At 46.3% G+C, this 15716-nt stretch carries 15 protein-coding genes; 6 read left to right on the top strand and 9 right to left on the bottom strand.

What is annotated here, in order from left to right:
• Positions 1 to 12 precede the first annotated feature (12 nt).
• The 6 genes from ACF8EG_RS03230 to moeA form a co-directional block, all read right to left on the bottom strand.
• Positions 13 to 843, bottom strand: coding sequence for a sulfurtransferase (locus tag ACF8EG_RS03230; protein WP_020841903.1), 831 nt, complete (start codon positions 841 to 843; stop codon positions 13 to 15).
• A 36-nt stretch (positions 844 to 879) separates the two neighbouring features.
• Positions 880 to 1176 (bottom strand): hypothetical protein, encoded by a 297-nt coding sequence (locus ACF8EG_RS03225; RefSeq protein ID WP_031853989.1) that lies wholly within the window; start codon positions 1174 to 1176, stop codon positions 880 to 882.
• Between the two features lie 141 nt (positions 1177 to 1317).
• Positions 1318 to 1770 carry a hypothetical protein gene (locus tag ACF8EG_RS03220; RefSeq protein WP_017447385.1) on the bottom strand — a complete coding sequence of 151 codons (453 nt, stop codon included), beginning with the start codon at positions 1768 to 1770 and terminating at the stop codon, positions 1318 to 1320.
• 11 nt (positions 1771 to 1781) lie between these two features.
• Positions 1782 to 3893: an LruC domain-containing protein gene (locus tag ACF8EG_RS03215; protein ID WP_069506236.1), complete on the bottom strand. Its 2112-nt coding sequence runs from the start codon at positions 3891 to 3893 to the stop codon at positions 1782 to 1784.
• Between the two features lie 187 nt (positions 3894 to 4080).
• Complete coding sequence (moeB, locus tag ACF8EG_RS03210) at positions 4081 to 4830, bottom strand: molybdopterin-synthase adenylyltransferase MoeB (RefSeq protein WP_025632481.1); 750 nt, start codon at positions 4828 to 4830, stop codon at positions 4081 to 4083.
• Positions 4831 to 4839: 9 nt separating this feature from the next.
• Entirely contained in the window at positions 4840 to 6075 is a 1236-nt protein-coding gene (gene moeA / locus ACF8EG_RS03205; protein ID WP_065764387.1) for a molybdopterin molybdotransferase MoeA, read from the bottom strand.
• 288 nt (positions 6076 to 6363) lie between these two features.
• Between moeA and folE the strand changes: the two genes are divergently transcribed.
• Both folE and ACF8EG_RS03195 read left to right on the top strand, forming a co-directional pair.
• A complete protein-coding gene (gene folE / locus ACF8EG_RS03200; protein WP_005477356.1) occupies positions 6364 to 7017 on the top strand; it encodes a GTP cyclohydrolase I FolE in 654 nt (217 codons plus the stop codon).
• Positions 7018 to 7284: 267 nt separating this feature from the next.
• On the top strand, positions 7285 to 8523 hold the full coding sequence (locus tag ACF8EG_RS03195; RefSeq protein ID WP_021821828.1) for an NRAMP family divalent metal transporter: 1239 nt from the start codon (positions 7285 to 7287) through the stop codon (positions 8521 to 8523).
• Positions 8524 to 8570: 47 nt separating this feature from the next.
• Here the strand turns inward: ACF8EG_RS03195 and ACF8EG_RS03190 are convergent, their stop codons facing one another.
• On the bottom strand, positions 8571 to 9518 hold the full coding sequence (locus ACF8EG_RS03190; RefSeq protein ID WP_005499251.1) for a TDT family transporter: 948 nt from the start codon (positions 9516 to 9518) through the stop codon (positions 8571 to 8573).
• Positions 9519 to 9961: 443 nt separating this feature from the next.
• On the bottom strand, positions 9962 to 11365 hold the full coding sequence (clcA, locus tag ACF8EG_RS03185) for a H(+)/Cl(-) exchange transporter ClcA (protein ID WP_005463563.1): 1404 nt from the start codon (positions 11363 to 11365) through the stop codon (positions 9962 to 9964).
• A 502-nt stretch (positions 11366 to 11867) separates the two neighbouring features.
• Here clcA and ACF8EG_RS03180 point away from each other — a divergent pair.
• Positions 11868 to 12446: a hypothetical protein gene (locus ACF8EG_RS03180; protein WP_069506232.1), complete on the top strand. Its 579-nt coding sequence runs from the start codon at positions 11868 to 11870 to the stop codon at positions 12444 to 12446.
• On the opposite strand, the gene ACF8EG_RS03175 is transcribed toward ACF8EG_RS03180, so the two are convergent.
• Positions 12433 to 12840, bottom strand: a complete 408-nt coding sequence (locus ACF8EG_RS03175; RefSeq protein WP_023584812.1) for a helix-turn-helix transcriptional regulator — start codon at positions 12838 to 12840, stop codon at positions 12433 to 12435. The two genes, ACF8EG_RS03180 and ACF8EG_RS03175, sit on opposite strands and share 14 nt — an antisense overlap.
• 95 nt (positions 12841 to 12935) lie before the next feature.
• Between ACF8EG_RS03175 and ACF8EG_RS03170 the strand changes: the two genes are divergently transcribed.
• The 3 genes from ACF8EG_RS03170 to ACF8EG_RS03160 all read left to right on the top strand — a co-directional run bounded on the left by ACF8EG_RS03170 (position 12936) and on the right by ACF8EG_RS03160 (position 15640).
• Positions 12936 to 13844, top strand: a complete 909-nt coding sequence (locus ACF8EG_RS03170; protein WP_025817402.1) for an aldo/keto reductase family oxidoreductase — start codon at positions 12936 to 12938, stop codon at positions 13842 to 13844.
• 354 nt (positions 13845 to 14198) lie between these two features.
• Positions 14199 to 15203, top strand: coding sequence for a response regulator (locus ACF8EG_RS03165; RefSeq protein WP_005463571.1), 1005 nt, complete (start codon positions 14199 to 14201; stop codon positions 15201 to 15203).
• Positions 15203 to 15640, top strand: coding sequence for a PAS domain-containing protein (locus tag ACF8EG_RS03160; RefSeq protein ID WP_005463573.1), 438 nt, complete (start codon positions 15203 to 15205; stop codon positions 15638 to 15640). Before ACF8EG_RS03165 ends, ACF8EG_RS03160 begins: the two co-directional genes overlap by 1 nt.
• Positions 15641 to 15716 lie beyond the last annotated feature (76 nt).

Raw genomic sequence — 15716 nt, 5'->3', positions numbered from 1 at the left:
ATAACCCCTAGCTTAACGCGTAATTGGCAGTGAGCAGTCTGCACCCCATTCTGTCCATGAACCGTCATAAACAGATAAGTTGCGTAAGCCTAGTTGATGAGCTGCCAACAATAAAATACAGGCAGTCACACCTGAGCCACAGCTGAAAATGATTGAATTGTCATTATATAGCGACAGTTCGCTAAATGCTTGTTTCAATTCTGAGTTCGGTTTGATGTAACCGTTATCCAGCAGTTCTTGAAAAGGCAGGCACAACGAGTTTGGAATATGGCCACTGCGCAATCCTTCTCTTGGCTCAGGCACTTCACCAAAAAAGCGCGCTCGTGAGCGAGCATCAACAATATGCGCACTGCAATTGTTTGAGTACTCTAATACTGCATTTGCGTCCAAAAATGCATTTTTATTTAATTTTCCCGAAAAATTTCCTAATTGTTCAGGTTTTGCGAGCGAATCTACGACGGGCAATCCCGCTTCTATCCAAGCTGGAAGTCCACCATTAAGTACTTTGACGTTCTCGTGTCCCATCGCTTTGAGCATCCACCATGCGCGTGGTGAAGCAAGCGTACCTGAGTTGTCATAAACGATGATCAAGTCCTCGTTATTTAGCCCAAGCTTTTGCGCGCTTGCATTAAATCCTGCTTCGGTTGGCATCATGTGCGGCAAAGAGGTATCAGGCAGACAAAAGTCATTGTCGTAATCAAAACGGTAAGTGTTTGGAATCCATTTATCGGTGATTTTTTTGCTTTCAGAAGGAATTTGAAAGCTAATGCTTGCGTCTAAAAGCTTTACATTTGGTTGGTCGAGTAGGGCATGGAGTTCTTTTGCACTGATCAATGCTTGCATTGCTAAATCCTTCTTGTCGTGGGAGTGACCACTGTTCTAGTTACAGCTGACGAATGAAAGTGATGGTTCAAAAGTTGAGCTTGTCGCTTGCCTAAATGTGGCTGTCGAACCGATCGCACAATCAGTTGTTATCGGAACGGCGACGCGTTGTTGTTCGATATCAGGAGCATCTATCGTCAGGTAACGTCGTTGCCCGTCTAAAGACTGAGTCAAAGTGTTGTTGATGATGGTCGCTGATAAGGTTTTTTCGCTGGTGGGTGAGCCCCACAAAAGTAAAAGGAGCAGAGCAATCGAACCGATGAGGACCAAACTGTAAGTTTTGGGGTTATCCAAGTTGAGTTCCACCCGTTTAGGCTAGCGTAAGCCTATTGTTTTACAATAAAAAAATCGCATGTTCAAAGAACGATGCGATTTTTGCTGATATTTAACATCTCTAAGAGGTTTAGGTTTGTTTGCTATTCATGACATTAATGCTTACAGGCGCCAAGATGAATCTTCTGCTGATATCACGTGCTGCACGGGGTCTGAACCGTCATAAAACCAAACTTCGACTAATAGATTTCCTTGGCTATCGGAGACCGGAAAATTCATTTCGGCTTTTCCGTTGATGAGTGCTTCAGAAGCTACTTTGCTTGCGTATTTCGCTTGATAGGTACCTGAAGTCATCTCTTGATACTCTTTATAGACACTAAGGTGCGCGCGTTGTGAAGAGTAGCCACTAATGTCAACAGATAGAGCACGAGCGACGATCGGATCGTAGTCGTAGCCATCTGGTACGTTCAGCGTTTGCATGCTTGGTTCTTCGACCACGATGGTGGTCTGAGTTGGTGGAGGCGTTGAGCTGTCACCGCTTTTATCACCGCCGCCACCTCCACCGCCGCAGGCTGTTAACGCTAATCCCATGATGATTGTGATTAAATTTTTCATAATGTGGTCTCCTATGGAATGTAGCATTTGTTTGCTTTTGGTGAGGCATGCCAGTTAGCATTTTGACTGCCGACTGATTCAGCGTAAGTGGCAAATTGTGGATACGCGTCAACCAAGTCTACGTTTTCCAATGGCCACTCCCAGTCCTCAACAATCAGCAGAGCCCAAGGTAGGTTGTTGCTGGTTTTGAAGTAAGTACCTTGTACAGGATCACTTGCATCAACCCCGAGTCCATATAAGTTGGTATCATCAAACTGCTCGGTTGGCGCTTGATCCGGTAGGTGTACTTCCCATTTTCGGCCTGGTTGGAAGGTAATACCGTCACCGTGGTAAGTGTTTGGTGTTGCAAAGATAAATGGGTCGTAAGGCATGGCTTGTAAGCCAGAGCGGTCGGAGCCTTCCTTAAAATAAACCGTCAACGTAAAAGAGAAAGCAACGTTGTCATCACATCCTGATTGAGTTCGGAAGTAGGTACAATTGCTTTGCGTGTATTGGCTGAGATCATCGCTGATGATGAAAATGGCCTCTTCCGAGATAGTTTCCAATCCATTGCTTGCTTGTTGAACGCCGTTAAACGACAGGGTAGTTAAGCCATTCTCGATGCTTGCTTTTGCTATGCCCGGTAAACGAATAGCAAAGCCATTTTTGTATCCTGCACCGTAAGCGGCGAGGTCACCGGTGATTTGAATGTTCTCGACCACACCTTCCATACGCGTTTCTGTGATTCGGAACTGAATGACGACGTCGTTCATGTCGTAGTCTGCGGTGTATGGCCAGTTATCCTCAAACGCTACCGTTGCGTAGCCTTCTGCACTTGGGAAATGCTGAACAGATACGCCATTTTCGGTGATAGTGATTGGATGATCTTCCACTTCGCCGGAGGTTGAGCCGCCATCGTATTTGAGCCCTGTTTGTTGACTAAAGCGGAATCGGCTCCAACTTGGTCCTGCGGTTGCCAATTCAGAGACGATAAATGGAAGTGTGTTGTTTCCTGCTGCGAGTAACTGGTCTGTAAATACTTGTTCACCTTCATCTGCAAAATCACCGTCTCGGTTCCAGTCAAACCAAGCGGATAAGTAGCCAGAAGTAGACGCTGTCACATTCACCAGTGAACTCAAACCTGGATCGAGTGCGGCAACAAAGCCAACACCATCTTCGTCTGCGGTACCAACTTTATTGTCGCCAGAAGGTGCGATTTGTCCATCTGAATCGCCATCAGGCGCAATGACACCAAGCCATGTCACACCATCGATTTCGTGTCGTGGACCGTTTGAGGAAAGAAGCGTGTGGTAACTGTCTGGAGCATCGCCAAAATCGATTGGGTCATCTTCATCAATAACTGGCGCGTTGGCGCAGCGTGCACCGTCATTTTGGCTTGAACTCGGGCCGTTCGAGACAAACTCAACCGCTGGGACAATGCCCGCGTTGATGTTTGAAGCGTTGTCCGCTGACAAATTAATACGGTAGATTTTTCCGTCTTGATTGCGGGAAACGTAGTAATTGCCGTTGACGTCAAAATAGCCCGCACCAAAGGTACCGGTTTCGCCCGTATCTCCAATCATAGTGGCTTGGCCGTTTGCAGTATTGAATTTGTAGAGAATGCCGGAGTTGTTGTCGATTCCGTAAAGCGAACCGTCGCCAGGATGAAAGGCAAAATCCGTCAAGTTGACGTTTGCGGTCGCGGTAATTTGCGTAAGTGTTAGCGTCGCATTTGGATCGGTATCTAACGGTGATAAATCAATGGAAAATAATCCTTTTCCTTTGCGATATAAGTAGTAAACGTGATTATAAACATCGCCAACAAAAAACGTATGGCTAGGCAAACCAGCGACATTCAGTGTTTCTGCTTGAAAGTCTTTCCCTAAACGGACGATTTTCAAGTTGGTTGTATCGTAGCCATAAATGTATCTGTCGGTGAAGTTGAACCCGACGGCATTGATCCCTGATGCCAAACCCACATCGTCAGCTAATAAAGTTGTGGAACCCGTAACCAGATTGACGCCATAAACTTGAACGGGGGTCGATTGGAATAAATACGCTTTGCTCGGACAAGTGTCGAAAGGCGCCGCATTCGCATAAGCGCTTACGAACAGTGATCCGAGTATTAGTGATGTTCTTTTCATGATTCGCCCTCTCATTGATTTGTTTTATATGCAATGAAAGGAGCGTGCCAATTCTTAAGTGTCTGTTTTTGATGGGTATTGACAGCTAAAAGTTCGAGGTTTTAATTTTGAATCTCAGAATAAGAAAAAAGCCCAACGTTGCGTTGAGCTTTTTGAGAATCGATTGACACGGGAGCGAATGCGTTACTTAACCACAAACAGGGCAGGTCGGCATTTTCATCAAGTTCATTTCTCGCCACGACATGCTGAGCGCATCGAGAATAAGGATTTTCCCTTTCTTTGGCTGGCCGTAATTTGCGATCACCTTAATGGTTTCCATCGCTTGTACAGCGCCCACAATCCCGACCACTGGTGCCATTACACCAGCTTCAACGCAGCTTAGTGCACCGCTACCAAATAGTGCGCTCAAGCACTGGTAACAAGGTTGAGTTGGATCGTCGTACGTAAACACACTCACTTGACCTTCCATACGAATTGCCGCACCAGAGATAAGTGGAGTTTTCGTTGCAAAGCAGAGGCGGTTCAGTTGGTTACGAGTGTCGACGTTATCAGACGCATCAACTACCACAGTGTGTTGTTCAATCAAAGCTTGAAGTTGAGCATCATCGAGACGTTTGGCAACGGTGTTTACCTCGATGTGGGGGTTAAGTTCTCGCAGCGCATCGGCGGCAGAATCCACCTTTTTGCGGCCGATATCTGTGTCGTGGTGTAATACTTGGCGCTGCAAATTAGAGAGCTCTACAATGTCGTCATCGATGAGCGTAATACGGCCGACACCTGCTGTGGCGAGGTATTGGCTAGAAGCACAGCCTAAACCGCCCGCACCCAAAATAAGCACGGAGCTTTGTTTGAGCGCTTCTTGCCCTTCGAAATCGAACTGGCGAAGAATGATCTGGCGGTTATAGCGCAGCATCTCCTGATCGGAAAGAATATCCACGGCACGTTCCTAGTATAACGTTGAGTTAAACAGTTGGATTTGAACCGTTTCACCAACTTCTACGCGGCCACGCTCACGTTCCAACACCACAAAGCAGTTTGCCAAACTCATTGAGCGGAAGGCACCAGAACTTTGGTTGCCAGTAGTTTCAACGACAAATTTGCCATCTTCTAGCGTGTAGATGCCACGTTGGTAGTCCGTGCGGCCCGGCGCTTTCTTAAATGCAGTTTTTGTCGTAGCAGGGATAGACTCTGGTGCTTTCCATTCAGTATGGCCAGCCAATTTCGCCAACATTGGTTGAACAAGTACGTACATGGTTAGCACAGCAGATACAGGGTTACCCGGTAGACCGCAGAACCAAGCTGTACTTAACTTACCAAATGCGAAAGGTTTACCCGGCTTGATTGCCAGTTTCCAGAAACCGATTTCCCCAAGTTGTTCTAGAATGTCCTTGGTGTAGTCTGCTTCGCCAACACTGACGCCGCCAGAGGTGACAACTACATCTGCGAGCGTTTGTGCTTTTTCAAACGTCGCTTTTAATGTTTCTGGGCAGTCAGGGATAATGCCAAGATCAATCGCTTCACAGCCAAAGTTTTCGATAAGCGGTTTAATGCCGTAACGGTTGCTGTCGTAGATTTGACCTGCTTCGAGTGGATCACCTAATGGTTTAAGTTCATCACCTGTCGAGAAAAATGCCACCTTCGGTTTACGCACAACAGTGACATGGCTTACGCCAAGAGAAGCAATCATTGGAATATCGCGTGGTGTTAGGCGCGCGCCTTTTGCTAATACGATATCGCCTTGCTTGATGTCGTCACCAGTTGGGCGGATGTTATTTTGAGGCTTCACATCCGTTTGGTTGAACTGGATACCCGCTTCGGTCACGGTCGTGTTTTCTTGCATGATAACGGCGTCGCAACCTTCCGGAATTTTCGCGCCAGTCATGATTCGAACACAAGTGCCTGTTGGCCATTCACCTTCAAAAGGTTGGCCCGCAAAGGATTTGCCCACCATCGGCAATACAGTCGACGCTTCTAAATCTTGAATACGGATTGCATAACCGTCCATTGCTGAGTTGTCAAAAGGCGGTACGTGAATTGGCGATAAAACGTCTTCGGCCAGTACAAAACCCAGAGCATCAGCAAGAGGAAGAGAAAGTGTCGTTTGGATAGGTTTGATGCGCGATAACATTTTGTCCATCGCTTCTTCAATTGGCATCAAGCCAGGTGCGTCGCAGCAGCCCATTGAGATAATCCTATGTTCTTTTGTTTTGTGGCAACTCTACCATAAAATCGGACTTGGTAAGAATGTCCACCTATAAAATATGGGTGTAATTATTCAAAAATCCGAGTATCCTTGTCACCCATCCGAAAGGGGTAAACGCCTATCGGAACTAAAGAAAACGGCTCAGTGTATTCTTGTTATGTGCCTTGGCGATATGAACATCTAACTGAGCAACTTAGACACTAACGGGATGAAAACACTGCAATTGTATTTCACACCGAGAGTGGTAGTTACAAAAGAGGAAGTGGAATGTCAGGTCTTAGCGAGTCAGCGAAGTTAGTAAAAGAAGCGCTAGAGCAACGCGGTTTAGAAACACCAATGCGTCCTAATGCCGTGAGCCGTGAAGAGAAGAAAGAAAAGATCGAGCACCACATGCGTGAGATCCTAACCCTGCTTCAACTCGACCTTACGGATGACAGCCTAGAAGAGACGCCACATCGCATTGCAAAAATGTACGTGGACGAGATTTTCTCTGGTTTGGATTACTCCAACTTCCCAAAAATCACGGTTATTGAAAACAAGATGAACGTAAGTGAAATGGTTCGCGTGAAAGACATCACCGTAACCAGCACGTGTGAACACCATCTTGTCACGATCGACGGCAAAGCGGCCGTTGCGTATATCCCTCGTGGTAAAATTATTGGTCTCTCTAAGATCAACCGCATTGTCCGTTTCTTCGCGCAACGTCCTCAAGTTCAAGAGCGTATGACACAGCAAATCCTAGTTGCTTTGCAAACATTGCTTGAGTCTGACGATGTGGCCGTGACTATCGACGCGACGCATTACTGCGTGAAATCACGTGGTGTTATGGATGCAACCAGCGAAACGACAACCACTGCATTAGGTGGTATTTTTAAGAGCAACCCAGCCACTCGCGCTGAGTTTCTGCATGGTTTACGCTAGTCAAAGCGAAGTATAGATTTGAGAGAGGATGGCAACGTGCCATCCTTTTTTATACCTGAATCATGGGTAAGTGAGTCGCAATAAATAATATTTATGCAATTGTGTGTTGACAGTCACATTCGTTGCTCTTAGTATATGCGCCCAATGAACGGCTACAACGTGTAATCGTTTGTTTTGAAAAGAGATATCTCTCTAAGTTCAGCTGATCTCGGTCAGTTGTCTTTCTTTTTTTCTAATAATAGAAAGACAACAAATTTGAGACTTGGCATGACTACACAAAGCACTATCAGCACCTCTTCCATTTCCGCTCCTGTAACAGAAACCAGTTGGCAAAAGAAAGCCATGCTAAGTGTCGCGTTTTTGATGGCGACGACCTCTGTTGGCCCAGGCTTTTTGACTCAAACTGCTGTCTTCACGAACATCTACAAAGTCGACATGGCGTTTCCAGTATTGGCTTCGATCTTTATCACGTTTGGTATCGTGATGAACTTGTGGCGCATTGTGGGCGTTTCTGGCATGCGAATCCAAGACATTGCGAACAAAGTGGCGCCGGGTATGGGTTATGGTGTCGGTATTCTCCTTGCGCTTGGAGCTGTGGCGTTTAACTTTGGCAACGTAAGTGGCGCGGCGTTAGGCATTAATGTGTTAACGGGCGTGGACACGACTTGGGGTGCGCTGTTTACTGGTGTGGTCGGCTGTTTGCTGTTTGTGGTTCATAACGCCTCCAAACGAATGGACCAAATGGCTCGCTACCTTGGCTTGTTCATGATTGTTCTGATCGCATACGTGGCAATGACGAGCTTACCTCCGATGGGAGAGACACTAAGTGCAGCGGTGATGCCTATGGATGTTGGAAGCTTGCTTCTGCCTACATTGACTATCGTTGGCGGCGCAGTTGGCGGCTACTACACGGGTGCACAACGCCTAGTGGACATCGGCTTGAAAGGTAAAGAGAACGTACCTTCCATCACTTCAACGGCGTGGGCTGGTATCTCTATTGCGGTGATTATTCGCGTCTTACTGTTTTTAGCTGTATTTGGTGTTATCGCGACAGGCGCAACGTTGGATTCAGCTAACCCGGCAGCCGACGCTTTCCGTCAAGGTGCTGGCCAGCTTGGTTACTTCATCTTTGGCTTAGTACTGTTTGTGGCTTCCATCACGTCGGTGGTGGGTAACTCTTACATGGCTATCTCATTAATTAAGACGCTTTTCCCCGTTGTAGCGCGAAATGAAAAAGCGTGGTGTGTCGGTTTCATTATCCTAACCTCGCTAGGCACGGTTACCATGGACATGCCAATTCTTTTACTTATGCTCGCGGGTTTAGTGAACAGTATTATCCTTCCTATCGTTTTGGGTACCGTCTTAGTTGCGACAAAACGCAAAGATATCGTCGGTGACTACCAACACCCAATGTACTTAACGCTAACTGGAGCAGCGATTGTTATCGTGATGGCTGCATCGAGTTTGACTAACGTCGGTAACTTCATGGCGAAGTTTACGGGTTAATACTTTGTTGATAGTGATAAAAAACGGCCTCTTAGTGAGGCCGTTTTTTATGCTTGTTTGGTCGGGGTTCTTACAATTTCTGGCCAGTACATTTTCACATAACCTGCCGATACCCAAACGACCAATACGGTCGCGATACTGAGTTCTAAAAAGCCGAAATCGTGTAACCAATGCCATTGAGGATGAGATTGTGCGAAAAAAGAGGTTAATCGGTGCATCGCAATGGCGCTGATGACTGAAGGAAAAGTCACCGCTGCAATCGAGGGTTGGAACTTCAATCGAAGTAAGCGGAAATAACATAAGTAGATCAGTAGCGTCATTGTGATCGCGATTCCCGCCAACGCGCCCGTCAGAATAGGGTCGGGTTGGGGAAAATTCACTAAATAAGCTGCCAGTGACAAGTTAACTGGCGCGGCCATAATTGCGAGTGTTGGTCTTGCTCGTCTTGGCAGCGAGCCAAAAAACACCAAGCGATACAACACCAGTGGCAGCATAAAGAAGTAAATGCCGATACACATGATCGCGAGGGTTTCGGAAAATAGATTATGACCGAATTGCGAACCAGCCAATGAGCTACTGATTAATCCAACAGGGTAGAGGAACCAGCTCGGGACGATGTTCGACATTTTGAAGTTCATGAGCTGGAAGCCAAAAAACAGCACCATCATTGTAAAATGCAGCAGCACAGCTAAACACCAAAGGGGATAGGCAATGAGTGGTGAAACCGACGCGAGATAATCGGTCAGGATCAATAATGCCATACTCATTGGTGCCATTAAGCTACCACTTAACGGGTGCTTAATATCCGCCATAAATAGGCGAGGATTGGTGGCGTACTTAATCAGAACGGGAGCGAGCAATAACGCGCCAAATGAAGCCAGAAAAGGACGAATTGGCGTACCAATATCGGGAACATAGAGCGCCCACGCTTGGCCAAGCCCGATCATACCCAGTGCCAGCGCCGCTTGAGAAGGCGGGACACTATAAAACTGCACAAGTCTTTTCCAGTTCAAATCTACTCCGAATTGATTTTGCCCGAATGAAACGAAAAGTGATGTTTAAAACCAAATTATCTTTGGCTGCTTTGCGTGTGAAAATCGCGAACGGCGTGGAATCAGATCGTTGATTCTCTTCATCTTAGTCTGCTGCTGCCTTGCATTGCGAAACGCAAATTTTCAACGCATGTTTTACGCAATTGTTGACTCATTTTGGCCTGTAATGGGCGGATTTGAGTGGAACAATTGCTCTATTTTATGGCGCGAATATTAACAAGTTTAACAGGCGATGACGCCTAAACATGATGGGTAAATATCAGAGAATGAGAATTTTGTGAGTTTGGTATCGAATATTTGCGAACCGTTGCAAAATTATAGAAATGCAGGCTCCAAACATTCGTGATACTTACAAGTAGGTTTGGAGCCTGAGTGCTTTAAGTTGCCTAGGAGGCCTGATTTTCAGGGAGATCTTGTTGACGTAGCTTGTCATTTTTAAGCGTACGATGCAGCAACTGGCTGTAAATAGGTTGTCCACCAAGCAACTGTGCGACAATCACCGCTCCTAGACAGGTAATGATTAGCGGAAGAATCAGATAGTAGTTGTTGGTCATTTCGATCACCAACAAAATACCAGTGATAGGCGCGCGAACTGTCGCAGCGAACAGAGCTCCCATTCCTGCAATCGCAAAGACGCCAGGTTCTATATCAAGCGTTGGCAATAGAACATCTGCGCTTGCGCCAAATGCGTATCCAAATAGTGTGCCCAGCGCGAGCATTGGCGCGAAAATACCGCCTGGTGCGCCAGAGCCAAAGCAAAGCAAAGTTGTGACCACGCGACCAATAAACAGCAGCACTAAAATAGAGATTGAGTAGTTACCTGTTGTGACATCGGGAATAAGTGCAATACCCCCGCCCGTTAATTGAGGTACGTAAAGCAACAGCAGGCCAAATACGCCGCCCAAAATAGAGCCCGTGATCAGGTAACGTTTACGGTCGTTTTTATGAATAGCAACAAAGCTGTCTTGCGCCACTGTAATCAGTTTGTTGAAAATCACGCCAAACACGCCAAACAGTGCGCCAAGTAATAGGAACAACCACAACGTTTGTAGCGCTGGGGATTGATATTGCGGCATGGTGATTACGGCGTCTTGACCATTGATGGCGCGGAACACAATGTTCGCCATAATGGCAGAAATGATCACGGCACGAATCGAGATGAGCGAGTAGCGAAACTGAGGTCGCATTTCCTCAACTACGAACATGATCCCCGCAAGCGGTGCATTAAAAGCCGCAGCCAAACCGCCAGCAGCACCAGAAGCGAGTAGGGAATGGCGAGTATCGTCATCTTTAACGCGGAAAATATCGGTCACCATTCGACCGACAGCACCGCCCATTTGCACCGTTGGGCCTTCACGACCGAGCACCATACCAGAGCCAAGTGCGCCCATGCCGCCGAAGAATTTTACCGGCAGGACTCGCCACCAACGCACAGGGCGAATGTTGTCCATCGCGCCTTCAATTTCAGGGATACCTGAGCCCGCCGCCTCAGGGGCAAAGCGGTGAACAAGAAAGTAGCCAATAAAAGCAAGCAACGCGCTGATCAGCACCGCAGCAAGCCAAAGAGGAAGTACGCTACCGATTTCGCTTCTCAGCCATTCGGTACGGGTTTCAGAAACAAAATGAACCGCAAGTTCGAAGTAAGTACCGACGAAACCAGCTAATGTGCCGACGATGGCGGCCATAATCAGGACAGAAAATGGTGTGGACCCTCGAGAGACAAACTGGTTAATCGCATCTTTCGGTACGTGCGCTAACACAGATTTCACAATTCTCTCTCGTTTGGTCATTAACAAATTCTCCTGAAGCTTGTGGAAAGGAAGAACGAAAGTATACGCTTCGGAGAGTCTAGACCTAATCAGTAAAGATGCAATTTAGCTTTCCACTATTGAGTGTTCGAAGAATCTCGACGACAACCATTATTTAGGATTGTGCTATTGCTCTCATATTTGGCGGTTTTTTGATATAAAAAAACTTGTTTTCTGAGCAAAATGAACCATGCTTTAAGTGTAAAGCAACATGACTGCTTCAGAAGGAGGGATGTGAGGTTTTACACACAATTTGGATGGATTCAAACCCTACAGCAAGTCCTCGTTTTATGTTCGGGATGCATCAATAGACATCATCGATTCGCAAACTCACGATTGAGTAACGAGGTAGAGGCGCACGCAAGAGTGCGCCTTCTTAATGTCTGCTAGATAACATTTTCGTACTCGCCTCTAAATTATTCTCTTTGATAAATCCAAGCCTAGCGTTAAGGTCGTTGTTTTACGTTTTAACTTTAAACACACCATGCGATTTGCTTCTCGAACTTTGCTATTTTCCTGCTGTGTCGCGGCATCCTTTTCTTCATTGGCTTCGCAACGCTGGTGGCAAGAAGTCTTGTCTTCTACGCCGTACCAGAAACTGAGTGAACAGATTCAATATGATGGGAACTGGTATCCGTGTGATGTGCAGATTGGCGAGACAGAAAATCTCGGCCGTTCTTTCTGTTTAGATGAGTTTTCCTACTATCAGCAGACGCTATACGGCGAGGTGGTATTCGAAGAAAAGAAAGCGCAATTCTCCTTTTTAACCGAGTATCAGAGACAAACGCTGAGTGAGCTCATTCTTCATCTAAGAAAAGATGGTTTGGTGATGCGAAGCTTAGCAATCGGCAACGATCGATACGATATCGCAGCGTCGCTGAAAAACAAATCTGCAGGAGAGGTCGACAAAGAAGTGGTGTTGCTGATAAATCGCTACCCGCCAGAGATTGAGAGGTCGATGGTTTGGGTAAAAGCAGATGAGTTTACAGAGCCATCACCGCACGTAGTCATTACTTTACGCAGTGATGGCGAAATGATCGAGTTGCGACTTACTCGGCTTTAGTCTCTTTATGCAAAGCAAGAAATGTCGCCATGGCGGATTCATCTAAAAATCCGTCTGCCTTTTTATGTGCGCGCAGGTATTGGTACCCTGCAATGAGCTTTCGATGAAGCTCTTCTTTATCTTCTGTCAGCTCTTCATTCATCACGTGTTGGAAAGCCAATTTATAGGCATCCATATCCACTACTTCAGCTCGGCGGTAGAGATAACCGCAACCCGTCGCTAACCATTCAAGAGAGCAGTTTGCCCGCATCGCAATCTGATTGGCTTTGGTTAGGCTAGGTTCGCTGCCTTTTAGGTACTTTCGGATGAGCGATTCCGACACATCAACGCGTCGCGCAAATCCGCTGATGCTTTCTTCGCCAATCAAAGTGGCTAAACGTTGGGCAAAAGACATATTTCGTACTCCAGTTCGAATTGCGAAAGTTTACCCGTTGAGACGATGTGAAAACAAGACTAGGATGAATGCAGTTCAATTGAAGGAGAAAACCCATGGTTGCAAAAGTTGTGACTGCACCAAATGGCCCTGAATTTTCAGAGCTAGTTCAAGGATATTGGCGTGCGGCAGATTGGGGAATGACGGCTCAAGAGCGTTTGTCATTTCTTAAGCAACATATTGAGTTAGGGATCACTACGGTCGATCACGCAGACATTTACGGTAACTACGAATGTGAAGCGTTGTTTGGTGAAGCGTTAGCCTTGGATAAAAGTGTTCGCGACCAAATCCAGATCGTGACCAAATGTGACATTAATTTGTGTGGTGACAAAACACCTGAACGCAAAATTAATCACTACGACACAAGTTCTGCACACATTTACCAATCAGTGAACAACTCACTTGAGCGCTTAAATGTGGATGAAATCGATGTGCTATTGATCCATCGTCCAGATGTATTGATGGATGCTGATGAAGTTGCGGAAGCATTCACGGAGCTGCACAAAGTAGGCAAAGTGAAGCACTTTGGTGTGTCCAACTTTACGCCGCGTCAGTTCGAATTGCTGCAATCGCGCCTTGGTAAACCTCTTGTGACTAACCAAGTGGAAATCAACCCGCTTAATTTTGAGGTTGCGCACGATGGAACGCTGGACCAAATGCAAATGTTGCGAACGCGTCCAATGGCTTGGTCTTGCTTAGGTGGCGGCTCAATCTTCAGTGGGGAAAGCGAGCAAGCGATTCGCGTTCGTAACGAGCTAGAAGCGATTCGTGAAGAAGTGGGTGCGACCAGCTTTGACCAAGTTATTTACGCTTGGGTACGTCGCTTGCCATCTAAGCCAATTCCAATCATTGGTTCAGGGAAAATTGAGCGTGTGCAAACGGCCGTGAATGCACTGAATATCGAATTGACTCGCGAGCAATGGTATCGAGTTTGGGTTGCTTCGAAAGGTCACGGTGTGCCATAGAAAGCGCATTAGCATCGTGATTTTACTTAAGGCATCTTATTAGATGCCTTTTTTGATGTTTCCTCTTTCCTTCACTTTAGCAAGTAGCGAACTTTTTCTCGGTTTTCTGGAGCTTAGATAAACGCAACCCTATGCGTATCAAGGTCTGAGAATGGTCAGTAGGCTTTGTTCGATGTCACTAAATCGACAGTGAAATGCGTTGTTTCTTGTTGGCTAGGTTCACTCATCTATTGATCTTGCGTATGCTTACTGCATAAACAAAAAATACAAATTCCTCGTCAGTTTTCTCGTACTATATGCGGTAACAATCTGGTAGACTCCAGCGCAGATTGTTGAATATAAAAAGGTGATTGAATGTCTTTTCCTGTACTCATCTGTGATGATTCAGCGTTAGCACGCAAGCAGATGGCTAGATCACTGCCAGCAACATTGAATCCGGATATTACGTTTGCTATCCATGGAAAAAATGCGCTTGAAGAATTAGCGCAAAAAGAATTTAAACTGATGTTTCTTGACCTCACCATGCCAGAAATGGACGGTTTTGAAACCTTAGAAAACATGCAGCGTTTAGGAAATAAAACGCCAGTTGTGGTTGTGTCGGGGGATATTCAACCCAAAGCCAAAGAGCGCGTTTTCGCGTTAGGTGCCAAAGCATTTATTCAAAAGCCCATCGCAAAGGATGAGCTAAAAAACGCCCTCAAAGAGCTGATTGAGCCAGAGCCTCGACCGCTTATCATCACACCAAGCGTGATTGAGCTGCCAATTCTCCGCCGACGCGATATTTACATGGAAGTGGCGAACGTTTCTATCGGCCGAGCTGCCGACGCGTTAGCTCGCCATTTTGATGTATTTGTTCAACTGCCTTTACCAAACGTGAATATCTTTGAAGTGAGCGAGCTTCACATGGCGCTGCGTGACTTGGCATCGCACGATAACGTCTCAGGCGTTTGTCAGGGTTTTTGTGGCGAAGGCATTGCTGGGGAAGCATTGGTCATTTTGAGTGACTCTAGCGTATCGGATCTGAAAAAGCTGATGAAAGTGCCAGCCGACAGTGAAGAGCTTGAAGAACTCGAGTTGTTGATGGATATCTCTAACATCTTGGTTGGCTCGTTCCTAAATGGTTTAGGTGAGCAATCAGAAGTGCGCTTCTTCCAAAGTCCGCCGGTATTGCTTGGTCAGCACATTTCGATTGATTCCATTATTGAGTCCACAACGGGCGCATTCAAACGCACAATGACGTTTGAAGTGAGCTACAACATCGAAGGCACATCGATTCGCTGTGATTTGCTGTTTATGTTTGTTGATGAATCGCTGCCATTGCTTGACAACAAACTCGCATACTTAATGGAGGAGTTCTAATGTTGAATATGCCAGCAGAGTTTGAACAATTCCATTGGATGGTCGACATGGTACAGAACGTCGACATGGGTTTGGTGGTGATTGATCGAGATTACAATGTTCAAGTTTGGAACGGCTTTATGACGCACCACAGCGGTTTGCAATCGCATGAGGCAATTGGCCGTTCGATCTTCGATATCTTCCCAGAAATCCCGCCGGAATGGTTTAAGTTGAAGACGAAACCCGTATACGACTTGGGTTGCAGAAGCTTTATTACGTGGCGTCAACGTCCGTATTTGTTCCGCTGCCGCAACGTACGCCCTGTTACACAACAGGCGGAGTTTATGTACCAGAACGTAACGCTCAACCCAATGCGAACGCCAACTGGAAAAATCAACTCACTGTTTTTGTCTATCCAAGACGCGACAGCAGAAGCCTTGATGTCACAACATAAATAGCGATTGAAATTTATTCGTTAAAAGCCAAGGGGAACCTTGGCTTTTTTGTATACTTATAATTGTGTTTCCCCAATGC

The sequence above is a fragment of the Vibrio sp. YQ_11 genome, from assembly GCF_043103065.1.
GTDB classification, from domain to species: domain Bacteria; phylum Pseudomonadota; class Gammaproteobacteria; order Enterobacterales; family Vibrionaceae; genus Vibrio; species Vibrio parahaemolyticus.
Note: the sequence above shows the minus strand (reverse complement) of the source record. Positions and strands in the feature narration are given on the sequence as shown.